General features: G+C 61.7%; 13 protein-coding genes. 9 read left to right on the top strand and 4 right to left on the bottom strand.

The window, feature by feature from the left end; all coding sequences use genetic code 11:
• Positions 1 to 10 precede the first annotated feature (10 nt).
• From ACA069_RS27065 to ACA069_RS27035, 7 genes are all read left to right on the top strand, one after another.
• Positions 11 to 874 (top strand): LysR family transcriptional regulator, encoded by an 864-nt coding sequence (locus tag ACA069_RS27065; RefSeq protein WP_497615549.1) that lies wholly within the window; start codon positions 11 to 13, stop codon positions 872 to 874.
• 528 nt (positions 875 to 1,402) lie between these two features.
• Complete coding sequence (locus tag ACA069_RS27060; RefSeq protein WP_187679075.1) at positions 1,403 to 1,768, top strand: DUF6124 family protein; 366 nt, start codon at positions 1,403 to 1,405, stop codon at positions 1,766 to 1,768.
• Positions 1,769 to 1,962: 194 nt separating this feature from the next.
• Positions 1,963 to 3,039 (top strand): putative 2-aminoethylphosphonate ABC transporter ATP-binding protein, encoded by a 1,077-nt coding sequence (locus ACA069_RS27055; protein ID WP_401270348.1) that lies wholly within the window; start codon positions 1,963 to 1,965, stop codon positions 3,037 to 3,039.
• Positions 3,039 to 4,763, top strand: coding sequence for a putative 2-aminoethylphosphonate ABC transporter permease subunit (locus tag ACA069_RS27050; protein WP_497615548.1), 1,725 nt, complete (start codon positions 3,039 to 3,041; stop codon positions 4,761 to 4,763). The genes ACA069_RS27055 and ACA069_RS27050 overlap by 1 nt, the downstream gene beginning before the upstream one ends.
• A 46-nt stretch (positions 4,764 to 4,809) precedes the next feature.
• Complete coding sequence (locus ACA069_RS27045; RefSeq protein ID WP_093429804.1) at positions 4,810 to 5,835, top strand: putative 2-aminoethylphosphonate ABC transporter substrate-binding protein; 1,026 nt, start codon at positions 4,810 to 4,812, stop codon at positions 5,833 to 5,835.
• Between the two features lie 146 nt (positions 5,836 to 5,981).
• Positions 5,982 to 7,115, top strand: a complete 1,134-nt coding sequence (locus tag ACA069_RS27040; RefSeq protein WP_497615547.1) for a TIGR03364 family FAD-dependent oxidoreductase — start codon at positions 5,982 to 5,984, stop codon at positions 7,113 to 7,115.
• Positions 7,115 to 7,672: a phosphonate degradation HD-domain oxygenase gene (locus ACA069_RS27035; protein WP_497615546.1), complete on the top strand. Its 558-nt coding sequence runs from the start codon at positions 7,115 to 7,117 to the stop codon at positions 7,670 to 7,672. Before ACA069_RS27040 ends, ACA069_RS27035 begins: the two co-directional genes overlap by 1 nt.
• Positions 7,673 to 7,775: 103 nt before the next feature.
• On the opposite strand, the gene ACA069_RS27030 is transcribed toward ACA069_RS27035, so the two are convergent.
• Together ACA069_RS27030 and ACA069_RS27025 are read right to left on the bottom strand one after the other, a co-directional pair.
• A complete protein-coding gene (locus tag ACA069_RS27030) occupies positions 7,776 to 9,152 on the bottom strand; it encodes a GTPase/DUF3482 domain-containing protein (protein ID WP_497615545.1) in 1,377 nt (458 codons plus the stop codon).
• A complete protein-coding gene (locus tag ACA069_RS27025) occupies positions 9,145 to 10,518 on the bottom strand; it encodes a DUF2868 domain-containing protein (RefSeq protein ID WP_497615544.1) in 1,374 nt (457 codons plus the stop codon). The genes ACA069_RS27030 and ACA069_RS27025 overlap by 8 nt, the downstream gene beginning before the upstream one ends.
• A gap of 85 nt (positions 10,519 to 10,603) precedes the next feature.
• Here ACA069_RS27025 and ACA069_RS27020 point away from each other — a divergent pair, with 85 nt between their 5' ends.
• Complete coding sequence (locus ACA069_RS27020; RefSeq protein ID WP_497615543.1) at positions 10,604 to 11,116, top strand: dihydrofolate reductase; 513 nt, start codon at positions 10,604 to 10,606, stop codon at positions 11,114 to 11,116.
• Positions 11,117 to 11,229: 113 nt separating this feature from the next.
• On the opposite strand, the gene ACA069_RS27015 is transcribed toward ACA069_RS27020, so the two are convergent.
• Complete coding sequence (locus ACA069_RS27015) at positions 11,230 to 12,621, bottom strand: L-cystine transporter (RefSeq protein WP_187679066.1); 1,392 nt, start codon at positions 12,619 to 12,621, stop codon at positions 11,230 to 11,232.
• 241 nt (positions 12,622 to 12,862) lie between these two features.
• On the opposite strand from ACA069_RS27015, the gene ACA069_RS27010 reads away from it, so the two are divergent.
• Positions 12,863 to 13,924 (top strand): HAD family hydrolase, encoded by a 1,062-nt coding sequence (locus ACA069_RS27010; protein ID WP_497615542.1) that lies wholly within the window; start codon positions 12,863 to 12,865, stop codon positions 13,922 to 13,924.
• Between the two features lie 189 nt (positions 13,925 to 14,113).
• On the opposite strand, the gene ilvD is transcribed toward ACA069_RS27010, so the two are convergent.
• Positions 14,114 to 15,955 (bottom strand): dihydroxy-acid dehydratase, encoded by a 1,842-nt coding sequence (ilvD, locus tag ACA069_RS27005; RefSeq protein WP_187679064.1) that lies wholly within the window; start codon positions 15,953 to 15,955, stop codon positions 14,114 to 14,116.
• Positions 15,956 to 16,080 lie beyond the last annotated feature (125 nt).

Raw genomic sequence — 16,080 nt, 5'->3', positions numbered from 1 at the left:
AGGGACGGGTGTGCTGAGTGCCGAGCTGAAGGCGTTTTACATGGTGGCCCGCTTGGGCAGCATCACCCTGGCGGCGAAGAAACTCGGCCTCAGCCAACCGACCGTGACCACGCAGATCCGCAATCTGGAAAGCCAGTATTCGGTAGAGCTGTTCTACCGGGGCGGTCGCCGCCTCAGCGTCAGCGACGAAGGCGCGCGGTTGCTGCCGATGGTCAAGGCGTTGTTGCAGCAGGAGGCCGATATCGAGTTCTTCCTGCGCAACAGCGGCCAGGTGCAAGGCACGCTGCGCATCGCCGCCACCGCGCCGTATTACATCCTTGATCTGGTGAAGACCTTCCGCGAGCGTCTGCCGCAGGTGGAAGTGTCGGTGGAAATCGGCAACTCGCAGCAGGTGCTGGAAGCGCTTGAGGATTACCGGGTGGACGTCGCCGCGTCATCGCAGTTGCTCGATGACGCGCGGCTGATTCGCCGGGTGCTCGGCACCGATCCGCTGGTGCTGGCGGTGCATCGCAATCATCCGTTGGCGGTGCATGAGCATGTGACGTTGAGTGCGTTGGCCGGGCATACCTTGCTGATGCGCGAGTCCGGTTCGACCACGCGGCGCTTGACCGAAGAATTGCTGGCCAGCGCCGGGGTGAGTTTCGGCCCGTTGCTGGAGATCGGCAGCCGCGAGTCAATTCGTGAGGCGGTGCTGCGCAACATCGGCATCAGCATCATTGCCCGCCAGGAAGTGCCGCATGATCCGCAGTTACGCGTGCTGACCATCGAGAATGCGCCGCAGATTCCGGAGTATCTGTACTGCCTCAAGGAGCGCAAGAGTGCGCGGTTGCCGGCGGCGTTTCTGGGGTTGGCGCAGGAGATGTCTCCGGCCTGAATGCTGCGGTGAATGGCCGGGCCTCTTCGCGAGCAGGCTCGCTCCCACATAGGGTCTGTGGTGAACACATAATTTGTAAACACCCAAAATCCCCTGTGGGAGCGAGCCTGCTCGCGAAGGCGTCAGTCGCCGCAGCAAAATCCGACAGGCAAATCCACAATCCCTGTAGTGCAATAAACCCTTTCCAGCACAGGTGTTTAAAGACACTCGGTGTTACGCCCGACAGCCTACAAATCCTTGCGCCGCTGCCTACGCATGCACCAGAATCCGCCGGCTTGTGCGCCTTGGGCGGGCTGCGTAACTTGGTTCGCATCACTGATTCCCAGTGATCGGGTTTAGCAGCCCGTGGTTAATCTAAGGGTGCACATACATCATCAGTCAGGCTCCGTGCCTGCACTCGATGGCGGCTGTGCGCAGGGCGCTTCGGCGCGCCGGCTTCCTTAGGTTCCCCGGTCTGCTAACCTGCGTTCAGCTGCCACCCTTTCTTTTAGCAGAGAAGCGGTTCCAGCTTAATTTCGGAACCTGAAGATGATTAAACCAACGCCAAACCCGCCGGTCACCGACCCGGGCTCCCCCTACGAATCGCCCGATTCAAAGAAATTCCACGAAGCCGCCGAGCGCGCCCTCGACCACTATCTCGGCCCGCCAACTGCAGCCATCATGGCCGCACCTTACAAACCCAACACGCTGTACATGGCGCACCCCGAGGCTGACACCGAATCCCTGATCGCGGACGCCAGTGAAACCCTCGGCTCGGCCATCGTGTTGCTGCACAACCATGTGGCAATGGTTGAAGGCACGCACCGCAAAACCCTGCAAGGCATCGCCCAAGTGGTGATGCTGGCAGAGCTGGCGGTCAATCGGGTGTTGGATAAGTTAGTGCCGACGGAGTGATCAACGCACTCAGCGGCGCCTGTGCAGGTGCCGCTGAGTGCGGTTGGCCGGGCTTACCCGGTCTGGGATTTTCATATGATCGGGGGTGAACCCAAATCCCCGAATACCACTATCAGCCGTTTTTGCCTCACTGCCACATGACGGACGCATTACAACTCTAGGATTGGCCTCATCTGCTTGATGAGGTCTGTCCCATGAATCCTGCAATCGCAACTGCCCTGACCAACCCCGGTGCGCCGATGAAAGTGCGCGGCGTGCAGAAGCGCTTTGGCGCGTTCACTGCGCTGGATAACGTCTCCCTCGACGTCGCGGCCGGCGAGCTGGTCTGTCTGCTCGGCCCCTCGGGTTGCGGTAAAACCACGCTGCTGCGCTGCATCGCCGGGCTGGAAAAGCAGGACAGCGGCGAGTTGTACCTCGGCGCCCGCGACGTCTCGCACCTCGCCCCGCAAGCCCGGGACTACGGGATTCTGTTCCAGTCCTACGCGCTGTTCCCCAATCTGACCGTCGAAGCGAACATTGCCTACGGCCTCGCCGGCAGCGGTCGCGATGAAGTGCGCCGCCGGGTGGGTGAGATGCTTGAGCTGGTCGGCCTCACCGGCAGTGAGAAAAAGTACCCGGGCCAGTTGTCCGGCGGCCAACAGCAGCGGGTTGCACTGGCTCGCGCTCTGGCACCGGCACCGTCGCTGTTGTTGCTCGATGAACCGATGTCGGCCCTCGACGCCCGGGTGCGCGAGCATCTGTGTACCGAACTGCGTCAACTGCAACGTAACCTCGGCATCACCACCCTGATGGTCACCCACAATCAGGACGAAGCCATGCTGATGGCCGACCGCATCGCCGTGATGAACAACGGCCGCGTCGAGCAGTACGCCACCCCGCAGGAAATCTACAACCGCCCGGCTACGCCGTTCGTGGCCGAGTTTGTCGGTCAGGGCAATTGGCTGCCGTTCCAGCGCAGCAGCGACAGCCACGCCCGGGTTGGCGGGATGGATGTGCGTCTGGCTGATGGCAGCGTCAGCGGCGCCTCGGGTCGACTGTTCTGCCGCCCGGAAGCGATCAGCGTCAATCCGCTGGTGCATGAGGAAAATCTGTTCCCGGCCAAGGTGCGCGAGATCACCTTCCTCGGCAATCGCTGCCGCATGAGCTTCGAACTCGATCAACTGCCGGGCCATGCGCTACTCGCCGAACTGGCGCCGGAAGCCATGCCGCGCCTCGGCGCCCAGCAGATCATGGTCGCGTTGCCGCCGCGCAGCTTGCAGGTGTTTGCCTGATGAACAGCAACCTCGCGCTGCCGCTACCGCACAAGCAGGTGCGGCAGACTTCCCGTGCCGAAGTCGGCGACCGGATTTTTGTGGTCGGCGGCAAACTCTTGCTGCTGGTGTTGCTCAGCGTCGCGGTGTTGCTACCGTTGCTGGCGATCTTCTGGCGTGGCTTCAGCAGCGAAGCGGGGCAGGGCGGTGGCTGGGTCGCGGCGAAGGAGCTGGTGACCAGCGAGAATTTCCACTGGCTGCTCGGCAACAGCCTGAAAGTTTCCCTCAGCGTTGCGGCCATCGTAGTACCGCTGGCCTACCTGTTTGCCTACGCCCTGCAACGCACATTGATTCCGGCGAAGGGCATCTGGCGCGGGATTTCCCTGCTGCCGCTGATGGCGCCATCGATGCTGCCGGGGATTGCGCTGGTTTATCTGTTCGGCAATCAGGGCATGTTGCGTGGGTTGCTCTCGGACAACATCTACGGCTTCTGGGGGATTGTGCTGGGTGAGGTGATTTACACCTTTCCCCATGCGCTGATGATTTTGCTCTCGGCGCTGTCGCTGGCCGATGCGCGGCTGTTCGATGCGGCGTCGAGCATGGGCGCCAGCCCGGCCAAGGCGTTTCGCAGCATCACTTGGCCGGCAACCCGGCAGGCTGTGTTCGCCGCGTTCTGTCTGGTGTTCACCCTGACCATCACCGATTTTGGTGTGCCGGTGGTGGTCGGTGGCGACTATCAGGTGCTGGCGCTGGAAGCCTATAAAGCCGTGGTCGGCCAGCAGCAATTCGGTCGCGGCGCGTTGATCGGCATGGTGCTGTTGCTGCCAGCGCTGTTCAGCTTCGGCGTCGATGCCTGGTTGCGCCGACGTCACGGCGATTCCATGAGTGGCCGCGCTCAGGTGTTCAAACCGGCACCGTCGAAACTGCGCGATGGCTGTTATCTGGTGATCGTCCTGCTGATCTGCGCGGCGTTGCTGCTGGTGTTCGGCATGGCGGTGTTTTCGTCGTTGGTGAAGTTCTGGCCGTACAACCTGTCGCTGTCGCTTAACCACTACCAGTTCAACGAAACCGCCGGCGGTGGATGGTTGGCCTACAGCAACAGTTTGAAGATGGCGCTGGGCACGGCGCTGATCGGCAGTGTGCTGATCTTCACTGGCGCGTATCTGATGGAAAAGACCCGCACCCAACGTGGCCTCAACCTGGCCCTGCGCATGCTCAGTTTTGTGCCGATGGCGGTGCCGGGGCTGGTGCTCGGTCTGGGTTATGTCTTCTTTTTCAACCTGACCGGCAACCCGCTGCACGTGCTGTACGGGACGATGACGCTGCTGATCGTCTGCACCATTGCGCATTATTTGACCACCGCACAAATGACCGCGACCACCGCGCTGCGTCAGCTCGACGCCGAGTTCGAAGCCGCCGCGCTGTCGCTCAAGGCGCCGCTGTACCGGCATTACCTGCGCGTGACCGTGCCGATCTGCCTGCCGGCGCTGCTCGACATCGTGCGCTACCTGTTCGTCTCGGCGATGACCACCGTGTCGGCGGCGATCTTCCTCTACAGCCCCGACACCATCCTCGCGGCGGTGGCGGTGCTGAACATGGATGACGCCGGCAACGTCGGCGGCGCGGCGGCGATGTCGACCCTGATTCTGTTCACCTCGGCGGGCGTGTCCTTGCTGCTGGCGTGGGCTTCGCGCGGCTTGCTGCGCCGTTCCCAGGCCTGGCGGCAAACCGCGCCCGGTCACTGATTTGCACCTTCAACTGCCCTTCAACTCAAAAGACAGGAAAACGATCATGTTCAAGCCTATGGCCCTGGCCGCTGCTGTGCTCGCTACTTTCAGCCTGAATGCCTTTGCGGCAAAAACCGAGTTGACGGTGTACACCGCCCTCGAAGCCGAACAACTCAAGTCCTACAAAGAAGCCTTCGAAAAGGCCAACCCGGACGTCGAGATCAAGTGGGTGCGCGATTCCACCGGGATCATCACCGCCAAACTGCTGGCCGAAAAGGCCCGCCCGCAAGCTGACGCCGTGTGGGGCCTGGCCGCTTCCAGCCTGGCGATCCTCGATCAGCAAGGCATGCTGCAAAGCTACGCGCCGAAGGACCTGGGCAAGATCGGCGCGAACTACCGCGACGCCGCCAACCCGCCAGCCTGGGTCGGTATGGATGTGTGGGCCGCAACCATTTGCTTCAACACCGTCGAGGCCGAGAAGCAGGGTCTGAGCAAACCGGTGAGCTGGCAGGATCTGACCAAGCCTGAGTACAAAGGCAAGATCGTCATGCCGAACCCGGCGTCCTCCGGCACCGGTTTCCTCGACGTCAGCGCCTGGTTGCAAACCTTCGGCGAAAAGCAGGGTTGGGCTTACATGGACGGCCTGCACCAGAACATCGGCCAATACGTTCACTCCGGTTCCAAGCCTTGCAAACTGGCGGCGGCGGGGGAGTTCCCGATCGGCATTTCCTTTGAATACCCGGCGGTACAGCTGAAGCGTCAAGGTGCGCCTTTGGACATCATCCTGCCGAAGGAAGGCCTGGGCTGGGAGATCGAAGCGACCGCCGTGATCAAAGGCACGCCGCATGAAGAAGCCGCGAAGAAACTCGCCGACTTCTCCGCCAGCGCCGAAGCGATGGATCTGTACAAAGAGAACTTCGCCGTTCTCGCCCAACCAGGCATCGCCAAACCGCAGACTGAATTGCCGGCGGATTATGAGCAGCGTTTGATCAAGAACGACTTTGCCTGGGCCTCGAAGAACCGCGACGAGATCCTCACCGAGTGGCGCAAGCGCTATGACGGCAAGTCCGAGAAAGTCGTCGCCAAGTAAGATCTTTATCGACTGACAGGGCCCCTTCGCGAGCAGGCTCGCTCCCACATTGGATCTTCAGTGAACACAAAGTCCGTGGGCACCAAAAATCCCCTGTGGGAGCGAGCCTGCTCGCGAAAGCGGTCTCTCATTCAGAGCACCTCTAAATGACACAACACAAAGACCTGCTCATCATCGGCGCCGGCATTCTGGGCCTCTCCCACGCCTACGCCGCCGCCAAGCGCGGCCTGAAGGTTACGGTTTTCGAACGCACCGCCACGCCCCTCGGCGCTTCGGTGCGCAACTTCGGCCAGGCACTGGTCACTGGCCAGCCACCCGGCCCGATGCTCGAACTGGCCAAGGCCAGCCGCGAGATCTGGGGTGACTGGGCGCAACTCGCCGGCCTGCAAATCAAGCGCAACGGCTCGTACCTGTTCGCCCGAACCGAAGCCGAAGAGCACTTGCTTGAGGCCTTCTGCGCCGGCCGCGCCGTGGAACACGGTTACAACGTGGACTTGCTGCGCGGCGCCGCATTGCGCGATCTGTACCACGGCCAGTTCAGCCATCACCGCGCCGCACTCCACGGCATGGATGATCAACAGTTGTACTCGCGTGAAGCGATTCCGGCGCTGATCGATTACCTGCACCGCGACCTCGGCGTCGAGTTTCACTTCTCCACGCTGGTGCGCGATGTCGAACCGGGGCGCCTGCACAGCACGGCCGGGATCTTCACCGCCGAGCAAATCATCGTCTGCTCCGGCCACGATTATCAGACGCTGCTGGCCGAGCCGATTGCCGCACTCGACCCACAAATCTGCCGCCTGCAAATGCTCCGCGCCAAACCGCAAGTCGAACTGAACTTGCAACACGCCTTGCTCACCGGCCTGAGTTGCGTGCATTACGGCGCCTTCGCCGATTTGCCAGAGGCGGCGGCAGTACAGGCGCAGATCCTGCGTGAACAACCGCACCTGCATGAAAACGGCATTCACTTGCTGATCAGCCCGACACCCTACGGCGAACTGATCATTGGTGACTCGCACCATTACGGTAGTGATCCGTCGCCGTTCAACGCCGAGCGAGTGGATGACTGGATGATTGAACTGGTCGAGCAGACGCTGGGCTGCAAGGTGCAAGTGGTCGAGCGCTGGCAGGGCGTCTATGGTTCTCGGGGACCGGGGCCGTTTTCATTCTTGCGCCCGGCACCGGGGCTCAGTGTGGCGCTGATGCACACTGGTGTCGGCATGAGCGTCGGCCCGGCGATGGCCGAGCGCAATGTGGCGCAGTTGCTGGAGGAGGTTTGATGGCAGGTCACGAGCATGTCGTTGATCGGGTGTTTGCCCTGTATGAACGCTTTGGCAGCAGCGATTACATCGGCGAGCCGGTGTCGCAGGTCGAGCACATGTCTCAGGCTGCGCAGTTGGCGATGGCTGAAGGGTTTGATGATGAAGTGGTGCTCGCAGCGTTCTTCCACGACATCGGCCATTTGTGTGCCGAGGGCGCGGAGAACATGGGCGGCTATGGTGTGGTCAGCCATGAACGGCTTGGCGCGGAGTATTTGCGTGAGGCGGGATTCGGCGAGCGGATGGCGCGGTTGGTGGAGTATCACGTGCAGGCCAAGCGCTATCTGACGCTCAGGGAACCGGGGTATTTCGAGCGGTTGAGTGAGGCGAGTCGCAGGACGCTGGACTATCAGGGCGGGGTGATGACGGAGGCGGAGGCGGATGCTTTCGAGCGTGATCCCTTGTGTGCTGTCAGTCTGCGGATGCGCCAGTGGGATGAGTTGGCGAAGGAGACGGCGGTGCCGGTGATGGATCTTCGGGTGTTGAAGGAGAAAGCGGTGCGACTTCTTGCTGCTTGAGTCTTTGGACCGAGGTGCGACTATCGCGAGCAGGCTCACTCCTACAAGGTGAGCGCGATCCACTGTAGGAGTGAGCCTGCTCGCGATAGCGCCAGATCAGCCGCTACAAATCCTTGGCCAAAGACTCAATCTGCTCCTGCCGCTCAGCCTGATTCAACTTCGGATGCGGATTCAGCGACGACCACTGCGGATGTGCCCGCGCCTTGCTCAACGCTTCAGGCAACTTGCCCTCACGCCAGGTCTTGTCCTGCGGTGTCGCCACCTGAACCGCATCCATCGCCGCATGCCCGCGCTGATCGAGCGCCAACAGCAACTGCCGCTGCCGCAACGCCAACAGCCGCAACACCCCATCGTCCACCGTCAATTCCCGCTGCCCCTTGATCTTGCCCAGCAAGCGGCTGCCATAACTGCGTGCGGTTTGCAGCGCGCCACCGGCAATCGCACCCGCCAACGCGGCAGCACCGAGGGTGATTCCGCCCACCAGCAAATCGACGCCAGCCCCGGCAGCCGCACCGGCAGCGATCCCACCGCCCACCCGCACACCGAGTTGCTTCAAGGTTTCCGGGTTGAACAGGTCATCGCCCCAGCGCCCGTCGAGCAACGGCAAATCACTGGCCGCTGCATCCTGCGGGCGAAACGCATAGAGCTTGAGCAACGCCTCGACGCACTTCTGCTCACGCTGACGCACAGCCTTGCGCAATTCGCTGATGGCTTGCTGTTCCTGCTCCGCCTCGCTGACCACACTGCGTCGGCACGCGGCGCAGTCGATCAGCAGTTCGGCGATCAACCGTGCTGCACTTTGCTGACGGGCGAGTCGCTGCGCTTGCTGATCAGCAATCAAGCGTTCCAGTTGCGGCCGGGCATTTTCCAGCAGCAGCGCGAGGCTTTCATACAGTCGCCGCTCGCCATCCTCCGGCGGTGCGATGCTGTCGAAACGCACCAGCGCATGCAGGCCCAAGCGCGCCAACGCCTCACGCCAGTCCGGCTCACGGTGGTTGGCGCTGCTGACGAAGTTCAGCACCGGCAACAGCGGTTTGCCGCAACTGGCCAGCACTTCCAGTTCATCACGATATTTCGCCAGCACCGGCTCGCGGGCGTCGATCACATACAGACCGGCGTCGGACGCGAGCAGTTGCCGCAGCACTTTGGCCTCCTGCTCGAAACGCTGACGCGCCTCGCTGCCGTCGAGAAACCGCGCCAATCGCGCCGGGCCATCGAGGCGTTCGCCGGGACGCTCCAGGCGTTCGAGAAAATCCAGCAGGGCGATGGCGTCTTCCAGCCCCGGCGTGTCGTAGAGGTCGAGCAACGGCTCGCCGTCCACCGACAACCGCGCGCCCTCGACATGTCGGGTGGTGCTCGGCCGATGTGAGACTTCGCCGAAGCCAACGTCGCGAGTCAGCGTGCGCAGCAGCGAGGTTTTGCCGACGTTGGTGTGGCCCACCACCGCGAGTTTCAGCGGCGCTTTGAAGGCATCAGTCATGACCGTTCTCCAGCCAGTTCAACGGCGCGCAGTCGGCGAATGGCAGATCCAGTTGTTGCAGCGCGACGTGCCAGTCACCGAGGCGTTCAGCGTCCAGCGCTTCGCCGGGTGGCGCCTGTAGCAGCCAGACGCGGGTGGCGCTGGCGTTGCGCGCCAGTTCGGCGATCAGCGCAAGGCTGCCGCGATCCGGCGAGCGCCGTGGATCGCAGGCAATCGCCAACCGTGCCGGGGGGAAGCGGCTGAGTTGTTCGAGCAGTTTGTTACGCGATTCGCGGCTGTCGAGGACGCCGGCATTGCTGACGTTTTTCGGCAACGCGGGCGGCCATGGGCGTTGCTCGTCGAGTTCGATGGCCACCAGCAATGCGCCGTCGCTGGCGTGTTCGCTGACGCTGCTTTCGACGCGGTGCAGGTGCTCGGGCGCCGCGTCGGTGACACCGAGGCGCTCGCTGGTCGGCATCAGGCGTTCGCGCAGTTGGGCGTAGCCGGGCAGGTTCAGGTCAAGGCGCAGCGCCGATTTGCCACTGCTCCAGCGCCAGAAGCACAACAGCGCCAGCAGCAGGCGCGGCAGCACGCCGTAAACCACCAGCACGCCCACCAGCCACGTCGCCCAGGCCTGACGCGCGCTTTCGATATCGAGCGCACCGTCACCGCTGGCGCGGATCATTTCCACCGTCGGCACATTGAAACCGAGCAGCGCCGGCAGCGAGCCGAGGGCCTGGGTCATGTTGATGAACGTGTCGGCGCTGAGAATGGTGGTTTCCCAGACGAAGCCGTAGCGCCGGGTCGCCATCAGGGTCAGCAGCAACAATAACGCGCTGAGCATCGCCAGCAGCCACAGGCCGTTGACCATTGCGCCGAGGGCCCAGCGATTGAGTTTCTTGCGTTGCAGCATCAGCAGCAGGGCCGGCGCCAGTTGCGCGGCTTTGGCATCGCGGGCGAGTTTTTCGCTGAGCCATAACCAGAGGCGCCCGAGGGTGGCGCCGTGTTCGCCGGCAAAGATCAGCCCTAGCGCCCAACTCAGCAGCAGAATCAGATTCAGCCCGAGCAGGCTGCCCAAGGCCCAGAACACATTGACCGGGGTTTGCCCGAGCGCGGCGAAGGCCAGTCCGGCGCCGCTCAACACGGCGAAAACCATCAGCAGCACCAGCGCCAGACGCGCGCCTTGCAGCCAGTGTTTGAGAGCGTTGGTCAATCCGTCACGCTCGGCCAGCCACAGGGCACGGCGCTGAATCCGGCTCGGCAGATCACCGCCGGCCGCGCGGGCCAGACGATTGGCTTCCAGATCTTCCAGGGGGCCTGCGTGCTCTTCGCGCAGGCGCACGGTTTCGGTTAACCAGAGGTTTTGCAGTGGAGTCAGTTGTGTCACGCGGCATCCCGTCGCTCAATTGAGCCGTGAGCATAACCGCTGTGGCGCTTATCGGGTCAAGCGAGGCTCTGGTATCCTCGCCGGCATGACTAAATCACTCCCCCTCAGCCTGATTGCAGCCCTCGGTGAAAACCGCGTGATCGGCGTCGACAACAGCATGCCCTGGCACCTGCCGGGGGACTTCAAATACTTCAAGGCCACGACCTTGGGCAAGCCGATCATCATGGGTCGCAAGACCTGGGACTCGCTCGGTCGTCCGCTGCCGGGCCGGTTGAACATCGTGGTCAGCCGTCAGCAAGACCTGGTACTGGAAGGTGCGGAGGTTTATCCGTCGCTGGAAGCTGCGGTGGTTCGCGCCGAAGAATGGGCGAAAGAGCAGGGCGTCGATGAGTTGATGCTGATTGGCGGCGCGCAGTTGTATGCGCAGGGGCTGGCGCAGGCGGATCGTCTGTATCTGACCCGTGTGGCGCTGAGCCCGGAGGGCGATGCGTGGTTTCCGGAGTTTGATTTGAACCAGTGGACACTGGTGTCGAATGTGCTGAATCCGGCTGAAGGCGACAAACCGGCGTACAACTTCGAAGTCTGGGAAAAAGCTTAAGAGCTTCGTCGGAACGCCGCCCGGAGCAGGCTCGCTCCCACAGAGGATTTGTGTCGATCACAGATCCAATGTGGGAGCGAGCCTGCTCGCGAAAGCGGTCTTTCAGGCGCTACTTAAGCCTGCGCCAACTCCGCATGCTCATCCGCATCCAGCAACTCTTTATCGGTCTGCTGCATCACCTGGCTGGTAATCGCACCTGCGGTAATCGAACCACTCACGTTCAACGCCGTGCGACCCATGTCGATCAGCGGCTCGACCGAAATCAGCAACGCCACCAGTGAAACCGGCAAGCCCATCGCCGGCAGCACGATCAGCGCGGCAAACGTCGCACCGCCACCCACGCCCGCCACACCGGCCGAACTCAGCGTGACAATCGCCACCAGCGTCGCGATCCACAGCGGATCCAGCGGGTTGATGCCCACGGTCGGCGCCACCATCACCGCCAACATCGCCGGGTACAGACCCGCGCAACCGTTCTGACCGATGGTCGCACCGAACGAAGCCGCGAAACTGGCCACCGATTGTGGAATACCCAGACGACGCGTCTGCGCTTCAATGCTCAGCGGAATGCTCGCGGCGCTGGAACGACTGGTGAACGCAAACGTCAGCACCGGCCAGATCTTGCGGAAGAAACGCAGCGGGTTGATCCCGGCCGCCGACACCAGCAAGCCGTGTACAACAAACATCAGGCCCAGACCGAGGTACGACACCACCACGAAACTGCCGAGCTTGATGATGTCTTGCAGGTTGGATCCGGCGACCACTTTGGTCATCAGCGCCAGCACGCCATACGGGGTCAGCTTCATCACCAGGCGCACCAGACGCATCACCCAGGCTTGCAGGGTGTCGATGGCGTTGATCACTTTCTGACCTTTCTCGACGTCATCCTTGAGCAGTTGCAGCGCGGCAACCCCCAGGAACGCGGCGAAGATCACCACGCTGATGATTGAGGTCGGCTTGGCCCGCGCCAGATCGGCGAACGGGTTCTGCGGGATGAACGACAGCAACAGTTGCGGCACATTCAGGTCGGCGACCTTGCCGGCGTAGTCGTTCTGAATGGTTTGCAGACGGGCCATTTCCTGAGTGCCGGCGACCAGACCTTCGGCGGTGAGGCCGAACAGGTTGGTCAGGCCGATGCCTATCAGCGCCGCAATCGCCGTGGTGAACAGCAGCGTGCCGATGGTCAGGAAGCTGATCTTGCCCAGCGACGAAGCGTTGTGCAGACGCGCCACGGCGCTGAGGATCGAGGCGAACACCAACGGGATGACGATCATTTGCAGCAACTGCACGTAACCGTTGCCGACCAGATCGAACCAGCCGATCGAGGCTTTCAGCACCGGGTTGCCGGCACCGTAAATGGTGTGCAGAGCCACGCCGAACGCTACGCCCAACACCAGCGCGAGCAGGACTTTTTTCGCCAGGCTCCACGAGGTGTGGCGGGTTTGCGCCAGACCGAAGAGCAGGGCGAGGAACACCAGCAGGTTGAGAATCAGCGGTAGATTCATGAGATCTCCAGGAAAGACTTTGCCAGCAGCCTTCCGGGGCTGCTGCGAACCGGCAAGCCTAACAGTTTGATTTCCAATGAATTAATACCAAAAACGTATGGTGATAGTCGCTTTTGGAATAAGCGGATGTCGCTCTCGGCAATGCATCTGGCGCGATGGGGACGTGGACAGTCGCTGACAGACGAGGGCTGTCACACTTATTTGTTAGCGTCGATGTCTTTAGCTCAGGGAGAAAGCATCGATGAAATTCGCACCGAAATTTCTGGCTGTCGCACTGACGGTAGGTTTGGGCCTGGCCGGTCAGGCTTTCGCCACTGACCTCAAACACTGGCCGGCCGATCAGGCCAAGGCACTGGATGCGATGATCGCCGCCAACGCCAACAAGGGTAACTACGCGGTGTTCGACATGGACAACACCAGTTACCGCTACGACCTTGAAGAATCCTTGCTGCCGTTCATGGAAAACAAGGGCCTGATCACCCGCGAAAAACTCGATCCTTCCCTGAAACTGATGCCGTTCAAGGACACCGCCGACCACAAGGAAAGCCTGTTCAGTTACTACTATCGTCTGTGCGAAGTCGACGATATGGTCTGCTACCCGTGGGTGGCGCAGGTGTTCTCCGGCTTCACCCTCAAGGAACTCAAAGGCTATGTCGATGAACTGATGGCCTCGGGCACGCCGGTGCCGGCGACGTATTACGAAGGCGATGTGGTCAAGAAGCTCGACGTCAATCCGCCGAAGATCTTCACCGGTCAGCAAGAGCTCTACAACAAGTTGATGGAGAACGGCATCGAGGTCTACGTGATGACCGCCGCCTCCGAAGAACTGGTGCGCATGGTCGCGGCCGATCCGAAGTACGGCTATAACGTCAAACCGCAGAACGTCATCGGTGTGTCGCTGCTGCTCAAGGATCCGAAGACTGGCGAACTGACCACCGCGCGCAAGCAGATCACCGCCGGCAAGTATGACGAGAAGGCCAACCTCGGCCTCGAATTGACCCCGTACCTGTGGACCCCGGCGACCTGGATGGCCGGCAAGCACGCGGCGATTCTGACCTACATCGATGAGTGGAAAAAACCGGTTCTGGTAGGCGGCGATACGCCAACCAGTGACGGCTACATGCTGTTCCACGATGTCGATGTGGCCAAGGGCGGCATCCACTTGTGGATCAACCGCAAGGACAAATACATGACCCAGCTAAACGGCATGATGGCCAAGCACGCGGCAGCGCAGGCCAAGGAAGGTTTGCCGGTGACGGCGGACAAGAACTGGGTGATCGTCAAGCCTGAAGAAATCCAGTAACCCACACAGATCGAATGTGGGAGCGAGCCTGCTCGCGAATGCGTTGTGTCAGTCACCATCTTCGTTTCTGACATACCGCATTCGCGAGCAGGCTCGCTCCCACAGGGGATTTACAGTGTTCAGTAGCTCGTGTCAGGCAAAAAAATGCCCCGCACTTGGCGGGGCATTTTTTTGTTCGGCAGCTAAGACTTACAACCCGTCGAGCATCGCCTTGTTACGCACAGCACCCTTGTCGGCACTGGTCGCCAGCAGGGCGTATGCCTTAAGCGCGGTGGTCACTTTACGTGGACGCACTTCAACAGGTTTCCAGCCCTTCTTGTCCTGTTCGGCGCGGCGTGCAGCCAGTTCTTCGTCGCTGACCAACAGGTTGATCGAGCGGTTCGGAATGTCGATCAGCACTTTGTCGCCGTCCTGCACCAGACCGATCGCGCCGCCGGCCGCAGCCTCTGGCGAAGCGTGGCCGATGGACAGACCCGAGGTGCCGCCGGAGAAGCGACCATCGGTGAGCAGGGCGCAATCTTTGCCCAGGCCTTTGGATTTCAGGTACGAGGTCGGGTAAAGCATTTCCTGCATGCCCGGGCCGCCTTTCGGGCCTTCGTAGCGAATGATGACGATGTCACCCGCCTTCACTTCGTCGGCGAGGATGCCGCGTACGGCGCTGTCCTGGCTTTCGAAGATCTTCGCGTTGCCTTCGAAGACGTGGATCGACTCGTCGACACCGGCAGTTTTCACCACGCAGCCGTCCAGGGCAATGTTGCCGTACAGCACGGCCAGGCCACCTTCTTGCGAGTAAGCGTGTTCGAAACTGCGGATGCAGCCGTTTTCACGGTCATCGTCCAGAGTTTCCCAGCGAGTTGACTGGCTGAACGCGGTCTGGGTCGGGATGCCGCCAGGACCTGCCTTGAAGAAGTGATGCACCGCTTCATCGGTGGTCTGGGTGATGTCCCACTTGGCGATGGCTTCTTCCATGCTGCGACTGTGCACGGTCGGCAGGTCGGTGTGCAGCAGGCCGCCACGGGCCAGCGAACCGAGGATGCTGAAGATACCCCCAGCGCGGTGCACGTCTTCCATGTGGTACTTCTGGATGTTCGGCGCAACCTTGCACAACTGTGGAACGCTGCGCGAGAGACGGTCGATATCGCGCAGGTCGAAATCGATCTCGGCTTCCTGGGCAGCCGCCAGCAAGTGCAGGATGGTGTTGGTCGAGCCGCCCATGGCGATGTCGAGCATCATTGCGTTCTCGAACGCCTTGAAGTTGGCGATGTTGCGCGGCAGAACCGATTCATCGTTCTCACCGTAGTAACGCTTGCACAGCTCGACGATGGTGCGGCCGGCCTGCAGGAACAGTTGTTCGCGGTCGCTGTGGGTGGCGAGGGTCGAACCGTTGCCCGGCAGTGCGAGGCCCAGGGCTTCGGTCAGGCAGTTCATCGAGTTGGCGGTGAACATGCCGGAGCACGAACCGCAGGTCGGGCAGGCGCTACGCTCGTATTCAGCGACTTTCTCGTCAGAAGCGCTGGAGTCGGCGGCGATCACCATGGCGTCGACGAGGTCGAGGCCGTGAGAAGCGAGTTTGGTCTTGCCGGCTTCCATCGGACCGCCGGAAACGAAGATCACCGGAATGTTCAGGCGCAAGGCAGCCATCAACATGCCGGGGGTGATCTTGTCGCAGTTGGAGATGCAGACGATGGCGTCGGCGCAGTGGGCGTTGACCATGTATTCGACGGAGTCGGCAATGATCTCGCGGCTCGGCAGCGAATAAAGCATGCCGTCGTGACCCATGGCGATGCCGTCATCCACGGCGATGGTGTTGAATTCTTTTGCAACGCCACCGGCGCGCTCGATTTCGCGAGCAACCAGCTGGCCCAGGTCTTTCAGGTGGACGTGGCCCGGCACGAACTGGGTGAAGGAGTTGGCAATGGCGATGATCGGCTTTTTGAAGTCGTCATCTTTCATCCCGGTGGCACGCCACAGTGCGCGGGCGCCGGCCATGTTGCGGCCGTGGGTGGATGTTTTCGAGCGGTAATCTGGCATGGAGCACTCCGGGCGGCTAATCAGGTATCAAAGGGGAGTGAGCTTCTATTGACGTCTGGAACACTCAGAAATGGCCGTGTGTCCTGAAGTTGCCGATGACTTTGCGGGATCGCCGCTTGCCTCAG

This window comes from Pseudomonas sp. LBUM1652 (genome assembly GCF_059716105.1).
The sequence above is the reverse complement of the archived record's forward strand: the minus strand, read 5'-3'. Positions and strand labels throughout refer to the sequence as shown.

What these genes read in the sequence shown, in the direction of transcription:
- ACA069_RS27045 (WP_093429804.1), top strand. Translation starts at nt 4,810, where the DNA reads ATGTTCAAGCCTATGGCCCTGGCCGCTGCTGTGCTCGCTACTTTCAGC.
- ACA069_RS27020 (WP_497615543.1), top strand. Translation starts at nt 10,604, where the DNA reads ATGACTAAATCACTCCCCCTCAGCCTGATTGCAGCCCTCGGTGAAAAC.
- ACA069_RS27015 (WP_187679066.1), bottom strand. Translation starts at nt 12,621, where the DNA reads ATGAATCTACCGCTGATTCTCAACCTGCTGGTGTTCCTCGCCCTGCTC.
- ACA069_RS27060 (WP_187679075.1), top strand. Translation starts at nt 1,403, where the DNA reads ATGATTAAACCAACGCCAAACCCGCCGGTCACCGACCCGGGCTCCCCC.
- ACA069_RS27035 (WP_497615546.1), top strand. Translation starts at nt 7,115, where the DNA reads ATGGCAGGTCACGAGCATGTCGTTGATCGGGTGTTTGCCCTGTATGAA.
- ACA069_RS27030 (WP_497615545.1), bottom strand. Translation starts at nt 9,152, where the DNA reads ATGACTGATGCCTTCAAAGCGCCGCTGAAACTCGCGGTGGTGGGCCAC.
- ACA069_RS27040 (WP_497615547.1), top strand. Translation starts at nt 5,982, where the DNA reads ATGACACAACACAAAGACCTGCTCATCATCGGCGCCGGCATTCTGGGC.
- ilvD (WP_187679064.1), bottom strand. Translation starts at nt 15,955, where the DNA reads ATGCCAGATTACCGCTCGAAAACATCCACCCACGGCCGCAACATGGCC.
- ACA069_RS27050 (WP_497615548.1), top strand. Translation starts at nt 3,039, where the DNA reads ATGAACAGCAACCTCGCGCTGCCGCTACCGCACAAGCAGGTGCGGCAG.
- ACA069_RS27010 (WP_497615542.1), top strand. Translation starts at nt 12,863, where the DNA reads ATGAAATTCGCACCGAAATTTCTGGCTGTCGCACTGACGGTAGGTTTG.
- ACA069_RS27055 (WP_401270348.1), top strand. Translation starts at nt 1,963, where the DNA reads ATGAATCCTGCAATCGCAACTGCCCTGACCAACCCCGGTGCGCCGATG.